The 23,271-nt window shown below is 61.9% G+C and carries 21 protein-coding genes; 13 read left to right on the top strand and 8 right to left on the bottom strand.

What is annotated here, in order from left to right; genetic code table 11:
- Positions 1 to 7: 7 nt before the first annotated feature.
- The 3 genes from FYJ85_RS07025 to FYJ85_RS07015 all read left to right on the top strand — a co-directional run bounded on the left by FYJ85_RS07025 (position 8) and on the right by FYJ85_RS07015 (position 3,326).
- Positions 8 to 1,021, top strand: a complete 1,014-nt coding sequence (locus tag FYJ85_RS07025) for a beta-galactosidase (RefSeq protein WP_154417526.1) — start codon at positions 8 to 10, stop codon at positions 1,019 to 1,021.
- Complete coding sequence (locus tag FYJ85_RS07020; protein ID WP_154417524.1) at positions 1,018 to 1,716, top strand: prepilin-type N-terminal cleavage/methylation domain-containing protein; 699 nt, start codon at positions 1,018 to 1,020, stop codon at positions 1,714 to 1,716. The genes FYJ85_RS07025 and FYJ85_RS07020 overlap by 4 nt, the downstream gene beginning before the upstream one ends.
- An 89-nt stretch (positions 1,717 to 1,805) precedes the next feature.
- Positions 1,806 to 3,326 (top strand): hypothetical protein, encoded by a 1,521-nt coding sequence (locus FYJ85_RS07015; RefSeq protein ID WP_154417522.1) that lies wholly within the window; start codon positions 1,806 to 1,808, stop codon positions 3,324 to 3,326.
- 6 nt (positions 3,327 to 3,332) lie between these two features.
- Here the strand turns inward: FYJ85_RS07015 and FYJ85_RS07010 are convergent, their stop codons facing one another.
- Positions 3,333 to 4,415 (bottom strand): glycoside hydrolase family 43 protein, encoded by a 1,083-nt coding sequence (locus tag FYJ85_RS07010; protein WP_154417520.1) that lies wholly within the window; start codon positions 4,413 to 4,415, stop codon positions 3,333 to 3,335.
- Positions 4,416 to 4,649: 234 nt separating this feature from the next.
- Between FYJ85_RS07010 and FYJ85_RS07005 the strand changes: the two genes are divergently transcribed.
- From FYJ85_RS07005 to FYJ85_RS06985, 5 genes are all read left to right on the top strand, one after another.
- Positions 4,650 to 6,752, top strand: coding sequence for a GreA/GreB family elongation factor (locus FYJ85_RS07005; protein ID WP_154417518.1), 2,103 nt, complete (start codon positions 4,650 to 4,652; stop codon positions 6,750 to 6,752).
- 1 nt (position 6,753) lies between these two features.
- Positions 6,754 to 7,605: a metallophosphoesterase gene (locus FYJ85_RS07000; protein WP_154417516.1), complete on the top strand. Its 852-nt coding sequence runs from the start codon at positions 6,754 to 6,756 to the stop codon at positions 7,603 to 7,605.
- An 88-nt stretch (positions 7,606 to 7,693) separates the two neighbouring features.
- Positions 7,694 to 9,265, top strand: coding sequence for a 3-phosphoglycerate dehydrogenase family protein (locus FYJ85_RS06995; protein ID WP_106052280.1), 1,572 nt, complete (start codon positions 7,694 to 7,696; stop codon positions 9,263 to 9,265).
- A gap of 59 nt (positions 9,266 to 9,324) precedes the next feature.
- A complete protein-coding gene (locus tag FYJ85_RS06990) occupies positions 9,325 to 9,981 on the top strand; it encodes a hypothetical protein (RefSeq protein ID WP_154417514.1) in 657 nt (218 codons plus the stop codon).
- Between the two features lie 114 nt (positions 9,982 to 10,095).
- A complete protein-coding gene (locus tag FYJ85_RS06985; protein WP_177995911.1) occupies positions 10,096 to 11,283 on the top strand; it encodes a DUF4349 domain-containing protein in 1,188 nt (395 codons plus the stop codon).
- A gap of 33 nt (positions 11,284 to 11,316) precedes the next feature.
- On the opposite strand, the gene dut is transcribed toward FYJ85_RS06985, so the two are convergent.
- Complete coding sequence (dut, locus tag FYJ85_RS06980) at positions 11,317 to 11,760, bottom strand: dUTP diphosphatase (protein WP_106052286.1); 444 nt, start codon at positions 11,758 to 11,760, stop codon at positions 11,317 to 11,319.
- A 118-nt stretch (positions 11,761 to 11,878) separates the two neighbouring features.
- Here dut and FYJ85_RS06975 point away from each other — a divergent pair, with 118 nt between their 5' ends.
- Both FYJ85_RS06975 and FYJ85_RS06970 read left to right on the top strand, forming a co-directional pair.
- Positions 11,879 to 14,089, top strand: coding sequence for a type IV pilus twitching motility protein PilT (locus tag FYJ85_RS06975; RefSeq protein WP_154417510.1), 2,211 nt, complete (start codon positions 11,879 to 11,881; stop codon positions 14,087 to 14,089).
- A gap of 65 nt (positions 14,090 to 14,154) precedes the next feature.
- Positions 14,155 to 14,700, top strand: a complete 546-nt coding sequence (locus FYJ85_RS06970; protein WP_106055669.1) for a GNAT family N-acetyltransferase — start codon at positions 14,155 to 14,157, stop codon at positions 14,698 to 14,700.
- Between the two features lie 84 nt (positions 14,701 to 14,784).
- Here the strand turns inward: FYJ85_RS06970 and FYJ85_RS06965 are convergent, their stop codons facing one another.
- From FYJ85_RS06965 to FYJ85_RS06940, 6 genes are all read right to left on the bottom strand, one after another.
- Positions 14,785 to 15,837 (bottom strand): pyridoxal-phosphate-dependent aminotransferase family protein, encoded by a 1,053-nt coding sequence (locus FYJ85_RS06965; protein WP_106052289.1) that lies wholly within the window; start codon positions 15,835 to 15,837, stop codon positions 14,785 to 14,787.
- Positions 15,834 to 16,382 carry a GNAT family N-acetyltransferase gene (locus tag FYJ85_RS06960; RefSeq protein ID WP_158703761.1) on the bottom strand — a complete coding sequence of 183 codons (549 nt, stop codon included), beginning with the start codon at positions 16,380 to 16,382 and terminating at the stop codon, positions 15,834 to 15,836. Before FYJ85_RS06960 ends, FYJ85_RS06965 begins: the two co-directional genes overlap by 4 nt.
- A 2-nt stretch (positions 16,383 to 16,384) precedes the next feature.
- The gene (locus FYJ85_RS06955; protein WP_106052292.1) at positions 16,385 to 16,855 is read right to left on the bottom strand and encodes a MarR family winged helix-turn-helix transcriptional regulator; all 471 of its coding nucleotides are present in this window, start codon (positions 16,853 to 16,855) and stop codon (positions 16,385 to 16,387) included.
- Between the two features lie 133 nt (positions 16,856 to 16,988).
- Positions 16,989 to 18,914 carry a permease prefix domain 1-containing protein gene (locus tag FYJ85_RS06950; protein WP_154417508.1) on the bottom strand — a complete coding sequence of 642 codons (1,926 nt, stop codon included), beginning with the start codon at positions 18,912 to 18,914 and terminating at the stop codon, positions 16,989 to 16,991.
- An 11-nt stretch (positions 18,915 to 18,925) separates the two neighbouring features.
- A complete protein-coding gene (locus FYJ85_RS06945; protein ID WP_154417506.1) occupies positions 18,926 to 19,255 on the bottom strand; it encodes a PadR family transcriptional regulator in 330 nt (109 codons plus the stop codon).
- 238 nt (positions 19,256 to 19,493) lie between these two features.
- Positions 19,494 to 19,961: a MarR family winged helix-turn-helix transcriptional regulator gene (locus FYJ85_RS06940; RefSeq protein ID WP_106052296.1), complete on the bottom strand. Its 468-nt coding sequence runs from the start codon at positions 19,959 to 19,961 to the stop codon at positions 19,494 to 19,496.
- Positions 19,962 to 20,116: 155 nt separating this feature from the next.
- Here FYJ85_RS06940 and murA point away from each other — a divergent pair, with 155 nt between their 5' ends.
- The 3 genes from murA to FYJ85_RS06925 all read left to right on the top strand — a co-directional run bounded on the left by murA (position 20,117) and on the right by FYJ85_RS06925 (position 23,254).
- The gene (gene murA, locus FYJ85_RS06935; RefSeq protein WP_106052298.1) at positions 20,117 to 21,397 is read left to right on the top strand and encodes a UDP-N-acetylglucosamine 1-carboxyvinyltransferase; all 1,281 of its coding nucleotides are present in this window, start codon (positions 20,117 to 20,119) and stop codon (positions 21,395 to 21,397) included.
- Between the two features lie 161 nt (positions 21,398 to 21,558).
- Positions 21,559 to 22,275, top strand: coding sequence for a prepilin-type N-terminal cleavage/methylation domain-containing protein (locus tag FYJ85_RS06930; protein WP_154417504.1), 717 nt, complete (start codon positions 21,559 to 21,561; stop codon positions 22,273 to 22,275).
- A 214-nt stretch (positions 22,276 to 22,489) separates the two neighbouring features.
- The gene (locus tag FYJ85_RS06925) at positions 22,490 to 23,254 is read left to right on the top strand and encodes an IclR family transcriptional regulator (RefSeq protein WP_106052299.1); all 765 of its coding nucleotides are present in this window, start codon (positions 22,490 to 22,492) and stop codon (positions 23,252 to 23,254) included.
- Positions 23,255 to 23,271: the final 17 nt, after the last annotated feature.

Below are 23,271 nucleotides of genomic sequence, written 5' to 3'. Positions count from 1 at the left end.
TGCAATCATGAAGCTGTGGTCCATTCTGTACCTGTTCCTGACCGTTTCCGGTATCGCGTCATGCGCGGGGGAAATACCGGGGCATTCCGGCATTTACGCCGTCATCCGCGGCGGCAGCGTCGACCGCGTTGAGGCGGCCGCAAAACTGCCGTACATCGACGGATTCACACTCTATCTCGGCGTCAGGGCGCTCGTTCCCGAAAAGGGCGTTTATGACTGGAGCCGGGTCGACCGCGTCATCAAAGCCGCCCGCGACAACGGCAAGAAGGTCAACCTCGGCTTCCTGCCCGGCCGCTGGGTGCCGGACTGGTTCTACGCCGAAGGCGTGCAGAAGTTCCGCTGGATTCACGAAACCGACCTCGTCGACCCCGGCAGGCATGACGCCGCCGCCCCGGTGCCGTGGGACCCGAAACTGCTCGAGCTGCTCGGCGAAATCTGCCGTGAAGCCGGCGAGCGGTATGCCGGCGATCCGGCCGTCGTTTCGGTGCAGGTCACCGGTCCGGCGCTGGCCAACGGGCTCGAAACCAATTTCAACGTGAGACCGGCCGAAGCCGAAGCGGTCGGCTACACGCCGGAAAAACTCATCTCCGCCTGGCAAACCATGTTTGACGCAACCGCCGCCGCCTTCCCGAACCAGCGGCTGAGCTGGTGCATCCACGACATGTTCCCGAACGGCCGCGACGCGAAACCGGGCCGGGCCATCCGCGACTGGGCCTACCGGAAATACGGCAGCCGCCTGCATCTGCTCGCCTGCTACCTGACCCATGAAGCGTGGTTCAGGCGCGGCAACCAGGCCGTCGACATCTGGGCCGAACGGAACGCGGAAATCCCGGCCGGGCTCCAGCTCATCAACATCTACGCGATCCGCAAATATACGCCGGAACAGCTGGAGCAGGCGCTCCGGACCGGCATCCGCGAGGGAGCGGACTATCTTGAAATCTTCATCGAGGAGCTCTCCGACCCCGCCTGCGCCGCCGCCGTCGAAAAAGTCCGGAACGACTGGAAAGGAATGCAGAAATGAACCGCCGCAACTCCTTTACCCTCATCGAACTGCTGGCAGTCATCGCCATCATCGCGATTCTCGCCGGAATGCTGCTTCCGGCACTGAACCAGGCGCGCGAACGGGCGCGTTCGATTCACTGCACCGCGAATCTGAAACAGCTCGGCTCCGCCCAGCTCCTGTACGCCGGGGAATCCGGCGACCGGTTCATTCCGCTGCATTACGCCGAGTCCGGCGGCAACGAAATGCGCTGGTACAGCACGATCATGACCTATGTCGGGCGCACCGGAAACGCGAGCGAACGCGAGGACATGTCCAAGAAAGTCACGACCGTGCTGACCTGCGGCGCCTCCCTCGCCCGGATGCCGGACGCGGCCGTCAAACGGACCTTCGGCATGAACAACTACATCGGGAACTACGCCAAGCCGAACAACCCGAACATCCTCTGGAAGCTCAGCCGGGCGAGCCGTCCGTCCGACACGATGATTTTCGGCGAAGCGCAGACCATCCCGGCCTACAAATCGTTCCAGTACCTGCTCTGCGACAAGGACAACATGCCGGCCAACAGCCCGCTCTTTCCGCACGGCGGCCGCACGAACCTCGCGTTCGTCGACGGCCATGCCGCCGGACGGACCGAAACAGAAGTTCCGACTCAGCTCCACGGCGCCGAAGAGGCGAAAAACCGCGTGTTCTGGCAGGGGAAACCGTCGCTTTGAACGATGCGGAAACTTCCGCCGTCTCTTGACTTTCCGAATTTGAAATGGTATATTCCGAAATCTTTCATGACAGACGGGAAAGGCGGAATATGGCGGCAGGGAGCATCGAACGGCAGCTGGCGAAGCTGCTCCAATCGCGGGCGCAGCTTTTCGCGCTGCTCTTTTTTCTCTTCGCGCTTCTGAACATCTCCACGCTGGCCAATCCGCCTTACTGGGATGAAATTCTCGGACTCCACAATCAGGCGATCTATCTGGCGCGGAGCAACTTCGACCTGCCGCAGCTTTACCGGGCGCAGGAACAGTTCCGCAACGGCGGCTCCTGCGTCTACCCGTTCGGCATCATGCCGTTCGTCTACGGAGCGCTCTATTCCCTCCTGCCGCCGGTCGCGGTCCATATCGCCGGACATCTGATCAACCTCGCGTCGCTGGCCGCAGCCGGGATGCTGTTCCTGCGGCTGGTGCGGAAGTTCTGTTCGCCCGGACTCACGCTTCTCTGGGGAATCGCCGCCTTTTCCGAACCGATCCTGAGCGGGCGCATGGCCGCACAGGGGCAGGAGGCCGCGCTCGCGCTCGGAATCATGCTGAGCCTGTCGCTTTTCTTCAACCGGCGCGAAAAAGCGGCGCTGGCGACTGCATTCGCCGCATGCCTGATCAAGACCACCGGCATCGTCCTCCTGTGCGCCTACGCCGTCTGGTTTCTGTACGCGGCGGCGGCCGGGCCGGTGCAGGAAAGGCGAAAAAAACTGCTGGCCGCCCTCGCCTCCGGGGCCGCAGCCGTCCTTTTCTACTCCTCCGCCGCCCTGCTCGCAACCCAGGATTATCCTGAAAAATCCGGCGTGTTTCATCTCGGCATCGCCCTGCTGCGCTACCACCTCGTGCATTTCTACCCGTGGGTGGCCCTGAAGCTCGCGGCGGCGCTGCTGCTGTTCGCGTACCTGTTTTTCCGGCGAAGGCTCCCGAGCGCGTGCCGGATGGCGATCCTGCCGGTCTTTCTCGGCGGCTTCTTCGCCGCTTACTTCATTTATACCGGCCCGCAGCTCGTGCGTTACAGCGCGATCGCCATGCTGCCGCTCACGCTGCTGCTCGCCTACGGCTTTCGCGCCTGCGGGGAAAAGCGGGCGACCCTGGCCGCAGCCGTCCTCTGCGCGCTTCAGCTCATGAACCAATACGGCGCGCTGCTCCCGGAGCTGCCTCCCCATCTGGCGGCGGACCCCAGCCAGCTTGAGCGTTCGCGCGAATTTCTGAAGGTGATCGAGATGAACCGGGCATTCGCCCGCGAAGTCGAAAACGCCCCGGCGCTGCCGCCGCTGGTCTGCAAATGGCCCTATCCGCAGATCCTGACCATGCCGGAGCTGCGCTACGTTTCGCGCCCGCTCGAAAACGTCTTTTCATACGGCCTGCACGCGCGTTACGCCCCGGCTCCCGAAGCCGATCCCGCAACGCTGTCCGACGGGAACACGCTCTATCTGTATGCGGCCGACAGCATGGATTCGTGGTTCCTGCCGCGCTTCGCGCCGCCGCCCGGCGTCCGGGTCGTCTACGCCGCCGATCTCGGAGGGCGCCCGGCGCTGCTGCTCTTCTCCGGCATCCGGCTGCTGAAAACGCCGTAGCGGACCTCACCACCGCGGCATCGCGGCCGCGGGGAGGCGCCACTCCTTCGGAGCCCGCAGGACCGGACGGCCGTTCTCGAATTCGACGGGCAGCCAGAGATAGCGGCCGTCGATCGCGTCCTCCGGGCGCCAGATATCCGCCATAAACAGGAAAGTGCCGTCCCCCAGCGGCTCGACCCAGGTGCTCTGGGCGCCGTAGGTCAGCTCTCCGCCGGGGTCCGCGGCCGGATTCCCGAGTTCCGTCCAGGGGCCCGCCAGCGAATCGGCGACGGCCGAACGGGCCGCATTCGGCGCCCATCCGGTGCAGCCCGAACCGATGAAGTAATATCTTCCCTCGTGCTTGAACAGCGCCGGGGCCTCCATCCAGCGGAACGGGAAGATTCTCCAGTACCGCCCGGTATAGCCGAGAAAGTCGCCGGTCAGTTCCGCCACATGGGTCGTGCTGTTCCGTTCGGAGGAGTAGATGTGGTACGCCCTGCCGTCGTCATCAAGAAAGAGCGTCATATCGCGGGACTCCTGCCCGGCAGACAGACAGGCGCCGAGCACCGACCCGCGCGGAGTTTCAGGGTTGCTGCCGCAGGAAAGCGTGGAGAGGAGTTCCGCCGTCCGGGCGATCCGTCCGGGCTCCTTGAGCTCCTCCGGCACATTCTGCGGCCAGACGCCGGGATTCGGCCGGGTCATCCGGAGGAACCGGAACGGCCCGGCCGGCGAATCGGCGACGGCGATGCCGACCGCGGCGTCCTGGTAAGTGTCGTCCTTCTCAAAATGAAAATACATGACGAACCGGCCGGTCCCGGGACAGAAAAGCACCTTGGGCCGTTCGATGACGCAGCCGGGACGCAGCAGCGGGTCGCCGGAATTCCTCACGTCGAAGGCGATCCCCGCGTCGCGCCAGTTGTAGAAATCTTCCGAGACATAGACATGCACGCCGACCTGAGCCAGATTCCCGGCGCGTCCCGCGACTTTATGTTCCCCGTACCAGTAAATCCTGCCGCCGTGCCGCAGCAGGCAGCCGCCGTGCGCGTTGATATGAGTTCCGCGGTCGTCCGGCCAGAGTTCGCCGGGGTGGAACGAGTCAAACATGGTCATGATGAATTTCCGCCAGTCCCGTTGTTTTTCAGATTGAGTGATCGGGTTATTATAACGCGGAATCCGTGTTTTTCCAGCGCGGAGTGAAAAAAACGGTTGAAAATTCACGAATCCGCCCCGATGGCCGCCGCGAGTCTATTGAAAAAGACGGCGATGAGGTCTATATTAATTCATTGCCAATAAATTGCGGAGAGCGTTTTCTCCGAAAGACGCGCCGCTTACATGGAGACAACGATGGATTCTGCCGCTTTTGAAGACCTTCTGGTAAGTGCAACGACCTCCCCCGACAAAAAAACACTTGAAAAACTGCTGGCGGTGCTCGCCACGGCCGGCAATCCGATCCCCGCGTCCGTCATCGAAGAGCTCAATCTGCTCTGGGAAGCCTGGGGCAGCGAAGAGCTGGACGACGCGCAGGGCGCATTCTGCATCGGCCTGGCCGCGCTGCCGATGACCGACGGCCCGGTGTTCCGCAAACTGCTCGCGCAGTCGGTCAAGGCGATCCTGCCGAACTACCTGTCGCGGCCGCCGATCATGAAAGCGCTCGGCGTGCGTGACGAAACCGTCGCGCTGAATGATTTCGCGGCCCGCCTCCAGCGGCTCCGCGTACTCAAGAACGGGCTGATCGTGTTTCTCCCCAGTTCGTCCCGCTGGGGCATTGCCGGTTCGCTCGACAGCATCGGCTCGCTCGCGGTCAACACCTGGGGCGGCTCCGGCGGCAGCGCGGCGATTCCGCTCGACATCGTGCTCCGCGAAGCCGTGCTCCTGACCCCCGGTCCGGAGCTGATCAAACTGATCGACGGCACCCGCAGCCTGATTTCCGCCGCGGATTTCCGCAGCATCGTCAAACGCAAGGCGCTGGTTCCGGTCAGTGACGACACGGCAAAGCAGATGGCGCAGAACGGCTGCGCGAAGAACCTCGACCGCGCCGCGTTCGAAAAATACTGGACCAGCAGCGCCGCCACCGGCAGCAGCAGCTCGACCCGCCGCTCCTGCGACGGCCGCAGCCTCAAGGAGATCGATCTCCTGCTTTCCTCCGAAGAGAAGGAGAACGCAGGCGGCTTTTCCGCCGAAGAAGCCGCGGGATTCCAGAGATTCTTCTCGAACCTGAAGCCGGATACCGCGATCCGGGAAGCGAAACTGCTCGCCTCGATCGTCGCACGTCTGTATCCGCGTTCGACCGCCGAGCAGCTCAAGGAGATGCTCTCCCCGCTGCTGGCCAAGGCGCCGTTCTGGCCGGCCAGGCCGACTGCGGTCGAGCTGGCCCGCATGAGCGTCTGGGGCGAACTCCCGGCCAAAGAGCTTGAGCAGCTCGCGCAGGTCACGGCGGCGATTTTCCCGGAAGAGTACCTGGCCGAATGTGCGATGCGCGTGCCGCTGAAATCGCTGAATGCAATCTGTGCGAACGTTTCCGACGAAACGCTTTACGACCTCTTCATCGAACAGAAATTCTGCACTGCCGATTTCCTGCTCTGGATCTGGAAAAACCGCAAGAAGCGCGACAGCGCCGAGCTGCTGCAGCTGCTGAACGTCGACAACGTCTCGCGGGCGCTTTCGCAGGACAACCTGCCGAAAGCGTGGGGGACGGCGATGCGCGAGCTGCGCACACTTCTCATCAATAACGCGGATTTCCAGCAGCAGCTGATCCATGCCGCGGCCGAAGATGTCATGATGTTTGCAGCCGCGCTGCAGGGAGCGCTTTTCCTCTCCTCCGGCGAACGCCAGAGCCTGATGGTCAAGCTCGCGCGCATCTCCCCGCTGCTGCGGGACCACCTCGAAAACGGCGCCGGGCAGCGGATTCTGAAGGCCGGCATCGGCAAGGTCGACACCGACGCGCCGGCCGGCGACGAACCGAACTACACGAGCCTGAAGTCGCACAAGCGCCTCATGAAAGAGCTTGACGACATCATCAACGTCCACATCCCCGAAAACCGCGAAGCGCTCAAGGTCGCCCGCGCCCACGGCGACTTCCGCGAAAACTCCGAATTCGATGCGGCCAAAGAGCGGCGCAACTTCCTCGGGCGGCGCCGGACGGAGCTCGAACGCGAACTCAGCCGCATTCAGCCGCTCAACATGCGCACGATCCGGGTTGACGACACCGCGGTCATCGGCTCTGAAATCGAGCTCAGATACGAAGACGGCGAAGTCGAAGTCTACCAGCTCCTCGGCGCGTGGGACGGCGACCCGGAACGGAAGTTCCTGGCCTACCGCACCCGTCTCGGCCAGGCGGTGCTGAACCGGAAGACCGGCGACGAAATCGAAGTCCCGGGCGGGCGCAAATGCGTGCTCGCCGCGGTGCGCCCGCTCTCGGAAGCCATCATCGCGGAGCTGGACGTCTGAATTGAACACCCGCAAGATTCGTCCGATCTACTATCCGCTGACCGTTCCGCACCCGGAACGGCTGCGGAAGTGGAGCTGTAAAATCGATTACAGGTCGGCCGAAGTCATTGCAGCCGGTGAAGTTTCCGCCACACGCTACCGCCTCCCGGCCCCGGTGCCGGGGGCAGCCGGCAGGCGGCTCGCTTTCGTTTCGGATTTTCATTACCGGGGCCACCCGAAAGACCGTAAACTCGCGGATCTCGCGGTGGAACGGATCCGGGCTTTCAGCCCGGATTTTCTCTGTTTCGGGGGCGACCTGACTTCGGACGCCGCCGAACTCGACACCCAGCCGGAGCTGCTCGAAAAGTTCCGCGACTGCGCCCCGGTCCGTTTCGCCGTACCGGGCAACTGGGAGCGCGGCAAAAGCTGGCTGCCGGTCAGCTTCTGGGAGGAGCTCTACGCGGAAGCCGGAATCCGCTTTCTCTGCAACGCCGGAGCGGAGGCGGACTGCTTCTATTTCCACGGCGCCGACGATCTGGCCGGCGGCGATCCGAGGCTGCCGGAAAGCTGGCCGGAAGAACGCGCGCCCATTCTGCTCGCCCACCGGCCCGACACGGTCATTGCGCTGGACACCTGCCATGCGCTTGACCCGATCGCGCTGATCCTCTGCGGCCACACGCACGGCGGACAGGTCCGCTTCCCGTTCCTCGGGCCGGTCTACGCATCGAGCCAATACGGCTGCAAGCTCGATTACGGGCTGTTCGAGCGGCGCGGCGGAACGCCCCGCATGATCGTCAGCTCCGGCGTCGGCAACCGTTCTCTGAGCTTCCGTTTCAACTGCCGCCGCGAAGTCGTGCTGGTCGAATTTGCCTGAATCGCACGCACTTCTCTTGAAAACCTTCCCCCGGCGTGGTATATTAAGCGAATTGAATCGGATCATCATTCACTCTGGAGATACTATTATGCGTAAAGTACTGATTCCGACCAAGCTGGATAAATTTGCAGCGACCATGCTGTCCGATCGCGGCTACAATGTGGTGCTGGACGGAGCGACTCCGCTCGCGGATCTCGTCAAGGCCAACTCCGACGCCGAAGTGCTGATCGTCCGCAGCGAAAAAATCACGCCGGAGATCATCGACCTGCTGCCGAATCTGAAGCTGATCGTCCGCGCCGGCGCGGGTTACAACACCATCGACACGAAGTATGCGCGCAAGCATGACATCGATGTGATGAACACGCCGGGCGCGAATTCCAACGCCGTGGCCGAAGAGGTCGTCGCCATGATGCTCGCCGCCAGCCGCCATGTCGTCGCGGCCGATATCTCGACGCGCAAGGGCGACTGGGAGAAGAGCAAGTTCATGGGCCGCGAGCTGACCGGCAAAACCGTCGGCATCCTCGGACTCGGCCATATCGGGCAGCTTCTCGTAAAGCGGCTCTCCGGCTTCGAGGTGAAGGTGCTCGGCTACGACCCGATGCTTTCCCCCACGCTGGCCGAAAAGCTCGGCGTCGAGCTGACCAGCATCGAACACATTTTCACGGACTCCGACTTCGTGTCGCTCCATATTCCGGAAAACGACGAAACCCGCGGCATGATCAACCGCCGGCTGCTCGAGCTCATGAAGCCGGGCGCGATGCTGATCAACTGCGCCCGCGCCGGAATCCTGAACGAGGATGACCTCCGCGCGGTCAAGGCCGAGAAAAAGCTCGTCTTCTGCAACGACGTCTATCCGAAGGACGTCGCCGGCGAAAAGCCGATCGCGGACCTCTGCGACCTCATGCTGCCTCACCTCGGCGCCAATACGTTCGAGGCGAACTTCGTCGCCGCCAAGCGCGCGGCCGAGCAGACCATCGCCTACTTCGAGCAGGGCGTGACCAACTGCGTGGTCAACAAGGCGCTGCCGGACGGCCTCGACGGCAAGTACCAGAAGCTCGCCTACGTGCTGACCAGCCTGACCAACGCCTATCTCGGCAAGGAGAACCCGACCCGGGTCGAGACCAGCTTCTACGGCGATCTCGCCCAGTACGCGAAGTGGATGACGCCGCCGATCGCGGCCGGAATCGCGGCGGAATTCGCGCTCGACAAAGCGCCGTCCGACGCCGAGCACTTCCTCTCCGACACCGGCATCGAGCTGGTCAACCGCGAGGTCGACAACAACAAGCACTACGGAGAAGCGATGAGCATCGACCTCTTCGTCGGCGGCAATCTGATCTACAAGGCCGGCGCTCGCGGGACCATCACCGAAAACAACCTCATGATCTCCCGCCTGAACGATTTCGACCAGCTCTACCTCGAGCCGAGCGGTCACCATCTCTTCGTCGAGTACAAGGACGAGCCGGGCGTGATCGGCCGGATCGCCGGAATTCTCGGCGAGAAGAACATCAACATCGTCGACATCCGTGCGCCGCAGGACCTGAAATCGGGCCTGTCGCTGACCGTGGTCAAGACCAACGTCGAGGTTCCCGAGATGCTGATCGAGAAGATCCGCGATGCGGTCAAGGCGAGCAAGGCGTTCCAGTTCACCTATCTGCCGTAAGCGGGCGGACCTCCGGCCGTTCCGGCGGCCGGATTTCATCGAACGAGGTGAAGCAAACCGTGATGAATCTGCACAACGAGCTCCTGAGCCGGGTCAAACGGACCTGGGAAATGCTCCGGCCCTCCGCGCCGCCCCACAAGCCGTCGCGGAGCGCCGATCATCTGATCAAGATGAACCTTCCTCCCCTGCTCGGGCGGAGGGATGCGGCCTATGACTGCGTCAGCACGCTCATCGCCGATCAGGAGCTTTTCGCCCGCGATGAGGCGTGGCGGCAGAAGCATTACGGCATCATCGCCGGTCTGCTGGAGAGTGCGGCGGAGGATACGAAGTCGATCCTGCGCACGCTGTCCAGCCCGGACACCGCCTCCCGCGAGCAGGATCTCTACGACCTGATCGCGCTGTTCCGCGATATCGTGCAGGTGCTCGAGGACTTCACCCGGCTCGGCAGCGCCGTGCTGAACGAAGAGCACCCCACCTTCAAACGGTTCGGCATCCGTTATACGGATGCCGAACGGCTGCGCGGCGAACGGCTGTTGAGCGAAGTCGAGATTTCGACCGTCAATCAGCTGCGGGTCTATTGCACGCGCGCGCTGCCGAAAATCACCCGCTACCGGGAATACACGGCCAAGAGTTTCAGCAAGCCGTACGCATCGCGCTATCAGAAGGCGTACGACGCTTATACCGGAATCTTCCGGGAAGCCGCCGGAGAACAGTGACTGCCGCACCGCAAAAAACGCACTTTCCGCCGAATGCGGCTTGAAAAAAACCAGAGAAGCGGTATTGTTCCTCCAAATCCACTCAACCGTATCGCATTACCGGAGGAACCCGTCATGAAAATCGTCCCCGCTGTCTCTTTATTCTTTCTGCCGCTGCTGATCGCCAGCTGCACCGCCGTCGAATATGGGATGAACGATTCCATGCCGCCCCCCAGTGCCGTCGTCGAGACGGCGGCCGATACAGACGGCTGGGCGGCGGCGGACAGCGCGCCCGCCGCCCCTGCGGCCGGCTACTCCGGCTCCCTGCCGGAAGGCAACCGGTTCGAGCAGCAGAAAGGCCGCAGAATGACCTACACGGCCGAACTGTCATTGCAGGTCGACAACCTGCCCGACGTGCTCCGGAAAGCGGAAGAGCTGGTCAAGGCGGCCGGCGGATACGTGCAGGAATCCGGCGACAACGGCGGCATTCTGCGCATTCCGGTCGAGAAGGCCGATGAAGTCCTGCGGAAAATCGAGGCATTCGGCACAGTCGGCAGCCGCCGCATTGTCGGAACCGACGTCACCGACACCGTCGTCGACGCGGAAATCCGCCTGAACAACCTGAAAACGCTGCGCACCCGGCTGCTGGCGCTGCTCGAGAAATCCGACAAGGTCGAGGATACGCTGAAGATCGAGCAGGAGCTGAACCGGGTCGTCACCGAAATCGAACGGTACGAAGGCCGGCTCGCTCTGCTGAACAACCGGATCAGCTACGTGACCCTGACGCTGCGCCTGAACCAGTCGGCGCCGGTCGTCTTCGTGCCGAAGCTGCCGGTGCCGTGGGTCGCCTCGGTCGGCGAGACGGGAAAACTCCCCTCCCCCAACGGCCGGAAAAATATGCCGTTCGACCTCGACCTGCCGGAGAACTTCGCAATTCTCGCCTCATCCCGTTTCGGCGATACGGAACAGCTTTACGCCGTAACCGCCGACGACTGCGTGCTGCGCCTGACCCGCCGTCCGAACCTGGAAGGCGCTTCGCTGGAATTCTGGCGCACCCTGGCGCGCCGTTCACTGACCGAGGTAAACCGTTATCGCACCGCATCCGAAACATCGGTCACCATGGACGGCGGCGACGAAGCCGCCTGCTTCGAAGGGTTCAGGGGCAACGCCGGCTACCTGCTCTATGTGGTCAGGCCGCGCCGGACCTTCTGCCATATTCCGTTCGGCCATCGGGTCTGCCTGATCGAATTCTGGGGGCCGGAAGAGGCCTACCGGAAACATCTCGATGCGGTAAGGAAGGCCGCCATGACCTTTGAACTCTGATGCGGCGATGCCGCCCCGGAGCTCCCCGGCACGTCAGCTGCGGCCGGTGCTGCCGAAGCCGCCCGCGCCGCGGCCGGTTTCCGACAGGGAATCCGCCGGCGCAAGCTCGACCTCCGGCAGAGCGGCGATCACCATCTGGGCGATGCGGTCGCCGCGCTTCACCGCGAACGGCTCCTGCCCGGCATTGAACATGATCACGCCGACTTCGCCGCGATACCCGGCGTCGATCGTGCCGGGAGAGTTGGTCAGCATCAGATTGTGTCTGAGCGCGAGACCGCTGCGGGGGCGGACCTGCGCCTCATACCCCGGCGGCAGCTCGATGAAGAGCCCGGTCGGAACCAGAACGCTCCGTCCCGGAGGCAGTTCCAGCTCCGCGCGCGAACGCAGATCGAAAGCGGCGTCGTCCGGATGTGCCTTGGCGGGAGCCAGATCGGCGCAGCCGTCGGCCATTTTAATCCTGATCTGTAATTTTTTCATCTTTTTTCATATTCCGGGGTTGTTTTCGGGCGATATCACATCTAAAGTAATAGATGTACCTGCGGTTTTCAAGTATGCTGGGTAAAATAATTTTATATAACGACAAGGGTGAGTATTCATGGAAATCAGCGATCTTCTTCATTACGCCATGGAATCGGCGGCATCCGACCTCTTCGTATCCGCAGGCAAGCCGCCGGCATTCCGGCGGTCCGGGCAGGTGCTCCCCGAGGGGGAAGAGTATCTGACCGCGCAGGAGATCGACGCTTTCCGCAAGCAGTGCCTGACCGCGAAGGCCGAACAGGAGTACCACGCCCGCGGCAGTTATGACTCGGCCTACACGCTGCCGACCGGCGAACGGTTCCGCCTGAACTTCCTCGAAGCGCTGACCGGCCCGGCCTTCGTCGCCCGTCCGGTCTATCCGGGCGAAGCGCTCTTCTTCGAGGAGCTCGGTCTGCCGGCCGCGACGCTGGCCGAAATGTGTACGAACAAGAGCGGCATCATCATCGTGGTCGGTTCGACCGGCAGCGGCAAATCGACCACGCTTGCCGCCATGGTCAACTACATCAACCACAACTTCAACAAACATATCATCACGATCGAGGACCCGATCGAATTCCTGCACCGCGACATCAACTGCCTCGTGACGCAGCGCGAGCTCAACTCGAGCACGACGAGCTTCTCCGACGCACTGCGCGCGGCGCTGCGTGAAAGTCCCGACGTGATCGTCATCGGCGAAATGCGCGACATGGATACGGTCCAGGTCGCGCTGGCCGCGGCGATGACCGGGCACCTCGTCATCACGACCGTCCACACCGGAGACACGGTTCAGGCGATCGAACGCGTCGTCGACCTTTATCCGGAGGAGCAGCGGCTGCAGATCGCCAGCGACCTCGGCAACGCGCTGGTCGGCATCATCGCGCAGCGGCTGGTTCCGCGCGCCGACGGCAACGGCATGTTTCCGGCGCTCGAAATCCTGCTCGGCACCCCGACGGTGAAGAAGCTGGTCGGCGACCGCGACATGCGTGCGCTCGCGGAGGCGCTCAAGCGCGGCGGCAGCAGCGGCATGATCACCTTCACCCGCGCGATTTTCCGCCTCTACAAGGACGGTTTCATCTCGCTCGACGCGGCCAACGAAGCCGTGTCGAACCGCGACGAACTTCAGCTTATGCTGCGCGGCATGGAGTCCGGCGTCGACTCGTTCGCCAGTCAATACGGCAGCGCGGAAGACGCGGAAGATCCCGATATCCAGTTCATCGACATGAGTCGCCTGCTGAAGACGGCCGTGAAAACCGGCGCGTCGGACCTTCTGCTGTCGGCCGGCTCGAGCCCGGTGCTCCGCATCCACGGCGAACTGCGCCCGCTCGATCTGCCGGTGCTGACCGGCCAGGATACGGCGCGGCTGCTGAACAGCATCCTGAACCCGGTCCAGCGGGTCGAGTTCGAAGAAAACCGCGAAGTCGACCTCGCGCTATCGATCTCGCTGGTCATGGACCAGGAGACCGGGGAAAGCGAAAACTGGCGTTTCCGCGTGAACGGCTTCCACCAGCGCGGCACGGTCGGCATCGTCTGCCGCGTGATCGTCAGCAAGATTCCGAAGCCGGAAGACCTGAACCTGCCGCCGCAGATTCTGCAGCTCACCACGAAGCAGCAGGGGCTGATCCTCATCACCGGCCCGACCGGCAGCGGCAAATCGACCTCGCTGGCGAGTATGATCGACTTCATCAACCGGAACCGCGCCGAACACATCATCACGATCGAGGACCCGATCGAATACGTGCACAAGAACATCATGTCGCTGCTGGAGCAGCGCGAAGTCCACTCCGACACGCACTCGTTCGCGGCGGCGCTCAAATACGCGCTGCGCGAGGACCCGGACGTGATTCTCGTCGGCGAAATGCGCGATACCGAAACCATCGCGGCCGCCCTGACCGCGGCGGAAACCGGCCACCTCGTGTTCGGCACGCTGCACACGAACAGCGCGCCGCAGACCATCGACCGTATCATCGACTCGTTCCCGTCGCACCAGCAGAACCAGATCAAGCTCCAGCTGGCGAGCGTGATTCTCGGCATCATTTCGCAGCGGCTGCTGCCCACTGTCGACGGCAAAGGGCGCGTCGCCGCGTTCGAAATCCTGGTCGGCACGCCGCCGGTGCAGGCTCTGGTGCGCGAGGGCAAGACCGCCATGCTGCAGTCGCTGCTCGAAACCGGCGCGAAAGACGGCATGATCACGATGCAGAAGTCGCTCGAAACGCTGTACAGCGAAGGCAAGATCAGCCTCGAGGAGATGCAGACCTACATGCTCGACTACAAGGCGGACGACGCCTATTGATCCGGCAACCCTCCGGAAAGGCGGCCTGCAGCGGCCGCCTTTTTTCTTGCGGAAAGGCAATGAATATGGCGGACGAACTCGAATTGATCCTGCCGGACGAGCGGCACGAGGCGGCGGCGCTGGAGTACCGGCGGGAACACTTTGCACACGGCGAGCGCGAACTGCACGGCAGCGCGCTGCTCGACCGGGCGGACAGCTATGCGGGGTGGCTGGCGCTGGTGGAAGGGAACCGCTCCGAAACCACGGTTTTTCCGGGCTGGGTCCCGGCCACCACCTTCTTCGCCGTCCGGAAAAACGACGGGCGGATCGTCGGCATGATCGACGTCCGCCACCGTCTGAACGGCTTTCTGCGGAATTACGGCGGGCACATCGGCTACGGCGTGCACCCGTCGGAGCGGCGCAGGGGATATGCCGCGGAAATGCTGCGCCTGGCGCTGTCGTACTGCTCCAGTCTCGGACTCGACCGGGTCATGATCTCATGCAACGCGGACAATGAAGGGTCGCGCCGGACCATCCTGCGCCGCGGCGGCGTTCTCGAACGGGAGTTCCGGCACAGCGGCGGCACCGTTCAGATATACTGGATCATCCTGTCGGACGGGAACGGAGCATAGGAAAGCCTCCGGGAAAGCGGTCCGACTTCCCCGGAGGATCATCCCCGTTCCGAAATCGGCTAAGAGCTTATCCCTAAATAAGCTCTAAAGCCGGCTTACCGCGTCGAGCATGCGGTCGATGTCCTCCGGATGGAGGTCACCCATTGCGGCGATTTCGAAGAGCTGCCGCTCCTCGAGATAGGAGGGGCGGAAATAGACATCCACGCCGGCACTCTCCCACGCCTTGAGCATGCTGCTCCAGCGCGGCTCGGGAGGACGGCGGAACGCGGTCACCATCGGGCTGTTGCTGCCGGGCAGCGGCTCAATGCCGATCTTCCGGAGCCCTTCGACCGCGCGCGTCTTGAGTTTGCCGATCCGCTCCGTATATTCGATGCAGCCGCCGATCGAACGCAAACTCGACTCAAGCGCCATCAACTGCATCGAACTCAAAGTGTTGCGGACCATGCCGGACGAAGTCTCAGCCGCGATGAGCTTGGCCAGGTCAAGCGATTCCGGGCGGTTTTCGGAAGCGGCGGGCTTCACGGCATTGTCGAGAAAGAGAATCGAAATGCCCGGCAGCCCGGCCAGCGCCTTGCCGCTCGAAGCGGTCACGACACGGACGCAGCCGTGTTTGAAGAGCTCCGGCGCCAGGCCGACCGCGCTGACGCCGTCGAGCGCGATCCGGATGCCGCGCGGCCCGGCGATCCGCTCAAGCAGCGCAATGTCGTTCGCCCGGCCGCAGCTGGTTTCAGTCGCAACACCGAAAATCCAGTCGACATCGGGATGGGCGGCCAGGCAGGATTCGATCTTCTCGCTGTCGTACGCTTCGCCCCAATCGAGTTTCAGCGCGATCGTGTCGGGCCGGCAGATCCGGCACTGCTTCAGCAGCCGGTCGCCGAATTCGCCGTTCGATACGACGAGCAGCCTGCGCGCGCCCGGCGCCGTATTCCAGACCATGAGCTCGTTCGCCCAGGTGCCGGTTCCGGCCGCGATGACCGGGTGGAAGCGTTGGCCGCTGATCCTCTGAAGATGGCCCGCAGTAGCCCGGAAAAGGGAACTGAAGCGCTCGCTGCGATGCGAAAAAAGCGGTTCCCGGATCGCATCGAGCGTCGCGGGAAACAGATGGGGGACGGTCGGAACCAGTTCAAGACGTCTCATTTCGTGCACCTCGCCACGGCCAGCGCGCACCGCCTCAGGATCGGCGGCAGATCCGCCACCATCGGGTAGAACAGCGCCTCCCCGTCCTGCACCGGGTCGCCAACCGCCCTGAAACCGATATGTTCATAAAATTCTTTCTGTTCGGAAATACCGGAGATGATCAGCAGCCGGAAACCCATTTCGTCGAGCTTTTTGAAGATCGTCGCACCGAGCCGCGGCGCCAGCGGAGTCTTGCGGTATTCGGGACGAACCGCGAAGAGCCGCAACTCGGCGGTCACTCCCGGAACCATCGCCCGGCGCATGACATCCCCGAAACGTTCGACCGCCGAAAACGGCTCCTTCCAGTGCGCGCAGATCATGCCGACCGCTTCGCCGTTGTCCCATCCGGCAAAGTAGAGATTCTTGGCATGGAACTTGTCGATCAGGAGCCCGTCGTCATGAACTTCGTGCTGGTGAAGCTCCTCGGAGAACACCGCATGGTTCAAGTGCCACAATTGCCTCATTTCCGCCTCGTCACGAGGCGGACGAATCTCGACTTCCGCCATTTTCATTCCTCTGAATTGAGTGTCTTGCGCATTCTCTCCATAAACCGGATCAGCATGGAGAGCTCCGCGGGCGAAAAATCCGCCATCACCTTTTTCACTTCAGCCCGATAGGGCATTTCCACATGTTCAAGGATCTTCCTGCCCCGCGAAGTCAGCTCAAGCTGATACGCCCGGCTGTCCAGCGGATCGACCCGGCGGATCAGCAGCCCCGCCGCCTCCATCCGCCCGGCGACGCCGGTCAGATTGGACTTGTCGACCAGCAGTTTCTCGCTGAGCTCCTGCTGGTTCATCGGATGATCCGCATGCTTCAACAGAAGCATGATATTGAACTGCATCTCACTGGAAAGATACTCCCGGAAAAAACGCCTGGCCTGGATTTTCAACAGCTGCCCGACGTGCCATACGCCCATGAGCGCCTGCTGCTCACGGGTCTCTGTCTCCGGAAACTCTCTGTACAGTTCGATCGCGTTCATAAGTTTCTCCGGGATATAGTTTACATCATGACTGTTGATATGTCAACTATAAGCAATCAAAAAAAATAAGAAAACTATCATAAAACAAAGAAACGCCCGTTCCGGCCGTGGAACGGGCGGACGGCGGAAGCCGTTATTTCAGTTCCCGGGTCAGTTCGGCGGCTTTGTCGAGGCCGATCGCAAGGTCGGTCCGGAGAGCCTGAACGACGTGATCCTCGGCCGGAGAGAACAATCCGGCGAAGAACGAACGGTCGCGCCCGACGTTGTACTGGAGTTCCCGGTTGGCCGCGAAGCGCAGTGCGCCGCCGACCACGAGCAGGAAGACGATCCAGAGCGGAATCGCCGTCGTCACATAGGTCAGGAACGGCAGGCAGATGCGGCGCGTCCCCTCCCCCGGCGGAACCAGCGCCCGGTAGCGGCGCAGCAGGATATGCCCGAGATAAAACCGGAACCAGACCGGCAGCCCGACGACCAGAACGAACGACTGGATGCAGAACATGGCCAGATTGGCCTGGTATCCGACTCCCCTGCCGCTCAGAAGATCGGCGTGCAGCCAGAGCCAGTAGAGTCCCGCCGGAAGCAGCATCCCGTACAGCAGGAGTTTGCCGTATTCGCGCTTCGTCAGCCACAGAAAATGTCCCTTCTCCCCGCATACGCGGCCGATGCCCCAGCAGAGCGCCTGAAAGCCGACCACGCAGAGAACCAGCACCGTGAAGCAGAGCAGCACGAGGCTGTCCAGAATGCAGTAAGTCATGATGCGGTCGGAACGCAGATATTCGGCCGTGAGCGAAATCCCCGGCACGAGCAGACCAGATGAAAAAATACCGCCGTACCGCTCCGCCTCTTCCTGCGCCCGGTCGTCCGCCTCCTTGCGCTGCGCTTTCCAGGCCGCCATCGATGCCCTGGCCTCCGCAATCTTCGCGGCAATCCGCGTTCCCTTTTCCGGCTTGCCGACACGGGCATACAGCTCCGGGAGCTTCTTCTGATTAAGCTCCAGAATGGTGTCGACAATCAGCATGGAAATCAGGAGGTCGCCGCTCTCCAGCAACTGAGCGGGATAGACATACCACTGGTCGAGAAGCGCCTCCGCCTCTTCCGGCCTGCCGTCCTCTATCAGCAGTTCCGGATAATAGATTGCCGCGCGGGCGACGCTCCGCTGCCGGGGCAGCGCCGGTATCGGCAGCATGAGCGCCTCCACCTTCTGCTGCATGCGCGCATGGAATGCATTGCCGGCATACTGCGACCGCGCCCTCTGCCCCCTCTCGGGAATATAAAGCCGGTAATACGGGCACTTCAGGCCGAGCAGGTACTCCGCCTTCGCGGCATCCAGCTTCGCGCGATCTTTGATCTCGCACTCCTCCATTGCCGTCCTGTCCGCCTCGAAAGCTTCCTCGATTATCAGGGCGGAAAGCAGATGGTGATAGAGCGCGTTGTCCGGTTCCCGCCCGATCGCAAGCTTCACAGCCTTCACACTGTCCGGCCGCTTGTCGCGCACCATGACCTCGGCCACATAATTCGCCAGACAGACCGGATCGTCCGGATGCCGGTTCACCAGTTCCAGCCGCATCTCATCCGCTTTTCGGGCATTCAAACCGTCCCCGCCGTTCCAGAGCGGCTGTTCCCCGGCCGGCTTGCGGAAACCGGCGAACCGCCCGAAGAAACGGGCCGCCCAGTCGCATTTGACGGAAAATTCATTGTTTACGGTCGAAACGCTGCAATACCGCGCCGCACCGGCAAGCACGCTGAAATCGACCGCCGCCCAGACGGCGGCCAGCAGGAGCGGAAGTCCGCAGATCCGCAGCACGACTTTCAGCTTGCCGCGCAGTTTTATCCGGCGGAAATTCGCGCCGAGCAGCCCCCGGCCGATCTCGTCGGGATCGCCGAACTCCCCGATCGCCTTCTTCACGCTCTCTTCCGGCGAATTCCCCTCCCCTTCCAGCTCGGCGCATTTGTCCTCGAGGTGCGTGCGCAGCTCCTGCGCGACCTCCTGCGCGAGCGCCCAATCGTCCTTCAACGGTTCCGACGAACGTTTCACGACCTCTTCGATCCTGCCGTCCATAGCCCCCTCCTTCAGTTCGCCGCGCCGAGCAGCAAATGGAGCGCCCCGACGAACTCCTTCGCCTCCCTGACTTTCTCCTCCATCGCCGCAATCCCCTTCCGCGTAATGGAATAATACTTGCGCGGCTTCGCCCCGGCCAGCTGCCAGGAGCTCTCGATCAATCCCTGCTCCTCCAGCCGGTGCAGACACGGATAAAGCGTCCCCTCCTTCCACTCGAATGCGCCGTTGGTCCGCTCGTTCACGAGCCTGATGATTTCATAACCGTACATCGTCCGCTCCGCCAGCAACTTCAGGATCACCGGCTCGGCAACGCCCCGCATCAGATCGCTGTTGACCGCCATCGCACACCTCCTTTGAGTTAGTACCTCTGCATTAATTATACATCGTCTGCCGATGTATTCAAGACGCATTCAAAAAAAAAAGCGAAAATCGGCCGGCCGCAGCCTCCGGGAAACATGGAATAAAAAAAGGAGGGGAACGGAACGCCCCTCCGAAAATGCCGTATGGCGGAAAGCTGAGAGCTTATCCCTGAATAAGCCAAATCGGCATGATGCCGATTCTTTATTCAGGGATAAGCTCTTACTCTTCTTTGCCGCAGTGGGCGAAGATGTATTCGCGGAACTTCGTCATCGTCGCTTCGAAAGCCTCCTTCTCGGCCTGTGACAACTCCGCGAAAAACCCGGCGGTCAGCCGGTCGAACGTCTGCTCACACTCCTGAAATTTGCGCCGGCTGGTCGGAGCCAGGCTGATGGCAACCGCGCGGCGGTCCTGCGGATTATGGTCGCGCCGGAGCATATCCTTGCGCACAAGAGCGTCCACCATCTCCGACGCGGCGGCGGGCGTGATCGAGAGCGATTCGGCGAGCACCTTCAAAGTGACGCCTTCCGGAAACTCCCGGTTCAACAAATACACGATCTTGATCATCCGCAGCTGGTTGAAGGTCATGTTCACCAGCAGCTGTTCGTAATCGCTCGACCCGATTTCGCGCATACGGTCGGCGGCGGCAAAAAACTGCCGCCAGAAAGTGGTCGCTTCTTCCGATTTCATAGAAGATTCCTGTTGTTTATGGATTTTCGGCACTCCTTAACATACAGCCGTCCTGACTATTTTCAAGTTTCCCTCGCGAAAAAAACGGGTTGCGGCTTGAAATTGCGGTTTTCCGGGCTATACTTCACTGCAAAACCCAAAGGAACGGAACATCGATGCAGAGTCTGAAAGTGGAGGGGTCCGCCCGCATCGCGGGGCGGGTCAGGATCGGCGGAAACAAGAACGCGGCGCTGCCGATGATCGCGGCGCTGCTGCTGACCGACGAGGAGGTCGTTCTCGACAACGTCCCCGACATCCTCGACGTGCGGACCATGCTCGACATCGCCGGCGAACTCGGCGCGGATTTCAGCTTTGAAAACCATACGCTGACCTTCCGCTGCCGGGACGTCAGGACCGCTTCGATTTCGCGCGAACTCTGTTCGCGGAACCGGACCAGCATCCTCTTCGCGGCGCCGCTGCTGGCCCGCTGCGGAAAGGCGGAGCTCTACCCGCCGGGCGGCGATGTGATCGGCCGCCGCCGTCTCGACGGCCACTTCTACGGACTCTGCAAGCTCGGCGCGGTCATGTCCGGCGAGGAGACCTACCGCTTCGACGCCCCGGCCGGGCTCTCCGGCCGCGAACTTTTCCTGGACGAGGCAAGCGTCACCGCGACGGAACAGATTCTGATCGCCGCGGCCGCCGCGCGCGGAACGACGACGCTTTACAATGCGGCCTGCGAGCCCCATGTCCGCGACCTGGCCGAGCTGCTGAACGCGATGGGAGCCCGGATCAGCGGCGCCGGCAGCAACACCATCGAAATCGAGGGCGTCGAACGCCTGCACGGCTGCCGTTACCGCGTCGTCGGCGACCATATCGAAGCCGGCAGCTTCCTCGCCCTCGCGGCGGCCACGGGCGGAGAGATCACGGTCGAAGGCACGCAGGTGCGCCATTACTGGATGCTCCGCCGCGTGTTCGAGCGGCTCGGCGTGCGCATGGAACTCCGGGGGGATCATATTTTTCTGCCCGGCGGGCAGGAACGCGCCGTCGAATGCGACTTCGGCGGCCATATCCCGCAGATCTCCGACGGCCCGTGGCCGCAGTATCCGTCGGATATGATGAGCTGCACGATCGTCGCCGCGACCCAGTGCCGCGGCACGGTCATGTTCTTCGAAAAGATGTTCGAAAGCCGCATCTACTTCGCCGACAGGCTGATCAGCATGGGAGCAAACGCGATCGTCTGCGATCCGCACCGGGTGGTCGTCACCGGCCCGGCGCAGTTGCACGCCGTCACGATGTCGAGTCCCGACATCCGCGCCGGCATGGCCATGGTCATCGCGGCGCTCTGTGCCCGGGGAACAAGCACGATCCATTCGGCGGAGGTCATCTACCGGGGGTACGAAAACCTGATCGAGAAGCTGACCGGCATCGGCGGGAAAATCAGTGAAATTCGGAATTGATTTCGTCTTTCTGCCAGATTTTTCAAAAAAACAGTGATTTTCTGCAAAAACACACTTGCTTTTTTCGGATAAATTTACTATAATGTTATTAGAATATAATCTCGAATTAACATGTTAATATGAAAACGACGACAAAAGCCGTCACCAAAGGGAGGAATATCATGAGAAGAAAGCATTTTACACTGATTGAGCTTCTGGTCGTCATTGCGATCATCGCCATTCTGGCCGGGATGCTGCTGCCGGCGCTGAACCAGGCCCGCAGCCGCGCCAAGGAGATCAACTGTACAAGCAACCTCAAGCAGATCGGCACCTACATGGCGATGTATATCGATATGAACGACGGCATCATTCCCGCGTCGAACCGCAATTTGTCGGGTCTCTCGAGCTGGAGCGGCAAATGGCAGGACATGCTTATGCAGCTCTACTCCCCCGGCATCGAGCTCACGGATTACTGTTATGTCAAAGGGTACAGCGACGGCACTTCGATGCCGAAAGGCCCGTTCGCCTGCCCGAGCTCGGTCCGCTGGGACAATACGAAGGGGACCCGGCATTATGCGATCAACTCCTCCGGCTACGCATCCAGCACCGACTGCGTGAAGAAAGCCAAGGCGACCCGGATCAAGCGGCCGAGCGCCCGCATGGCGATCTGCGACATCGATTACCCGACCACCGGTTATCAGGACCCGACCGTCTTCGCACGCGACGGCCTGGTCAATGCGCCGGACGGTGTGTGGCGCCACCTCAACAATTCGGGAGCCAACTTCGGATTCGCCGACGGACATGTCGAAGGCAGGTCGAATCAGGCCATTCCGGCCGATTCCGCCGCCGCAGACGGCAACGGCTATTTCTGGGCCGAAACCGGAGAACTGTGGAACTAACTGACGGAACCACGACAGATATCATTTCAAAGCGGACCCGGAATCATCGATTCCGGGTCTTTTTTTCTGCCGGCGTTTCTCTGCCGCAGCGGAACGGCTGCGGAAACGAAAAGGCAAAATTCGAAAAAAATCATAAAAAAAACAATTCCGGCTTGCTTTTAATTCTATTTTATGTCATAATATTAATACAAATTCTAAAATATGGAATTTAATAATGAACAATACCCTGCAAAACGGATTCACGATCCTCGAATATCTCGCGGCGGATGCCGAGGAGTGTTCAGTCAAGGAGCTTGCCGAGCATTTCGGGCTGCCGAACAGTCACGTCTGCCGGCTGCTCAAGACGCTGGCCGACACCGGTTACGTCGAGCAGACGCCGGGCAGCCGCAAATACCGGATCAGTCTCAAAATCCTGAATCTGTCGAATATGCGGCTCAAAAAGCTCAAGCTGCGCAATATCGCGCGGCCCTATCTTCAGAAACTCGTCCGCGAACTTGAACGGCCGGTGTTCCTGACCGCCCCGTACCGGTACCGTTCGCTGATCGTGGCGACCGAATATCCGGAACGGTTCGCGGGGGACGCCGGTGTCGTCGTCGGGCAGATTCACCCCGTCAACCGCTCCGCCTGCGGCAAAATCTGCGCGGCCTATGCGCCGGAAGAAGCGCTCGACGAACTTCTTGCCGGGTGTGACTGGAGCAGGAAAACCGAACAATCGATCACGGACCCGGCCCGGTTCCGGGAAGAGCTCAAAACGATCCGGGCGTGCGGCTTTTCCCGCATGGAAGCGGAGTTCGACCGCAACACCGGAGCGGTCGGAGCCCCGGTCTTCAATGCATCCCGCGAGCTGGCCGGAGCGGTCGGCGTCATCCTGCCGGAAGATGCGTCGCTCTGGACGCCGGAACTGCGGACGCGCTTCATCGATGCAACCAAATCCTGCGGAGAGTCGATCTCATTCGCACTCGGCTGCCCGCTGGAATAACAGAAGGATATCGGGAG

Origin of the sequence: Victivallis lenta (assembly GCF_009695545.1) — a bacterium.
Lineage (GTDB): Bacteria > Verrucomicrobiota > Lentisphaeria > Victivallales > Victivallaceae > Victivallis > Victivallis lenta.
This window is presented reverse-complemented; position numbering and strand designations above follow the sequence as displayed.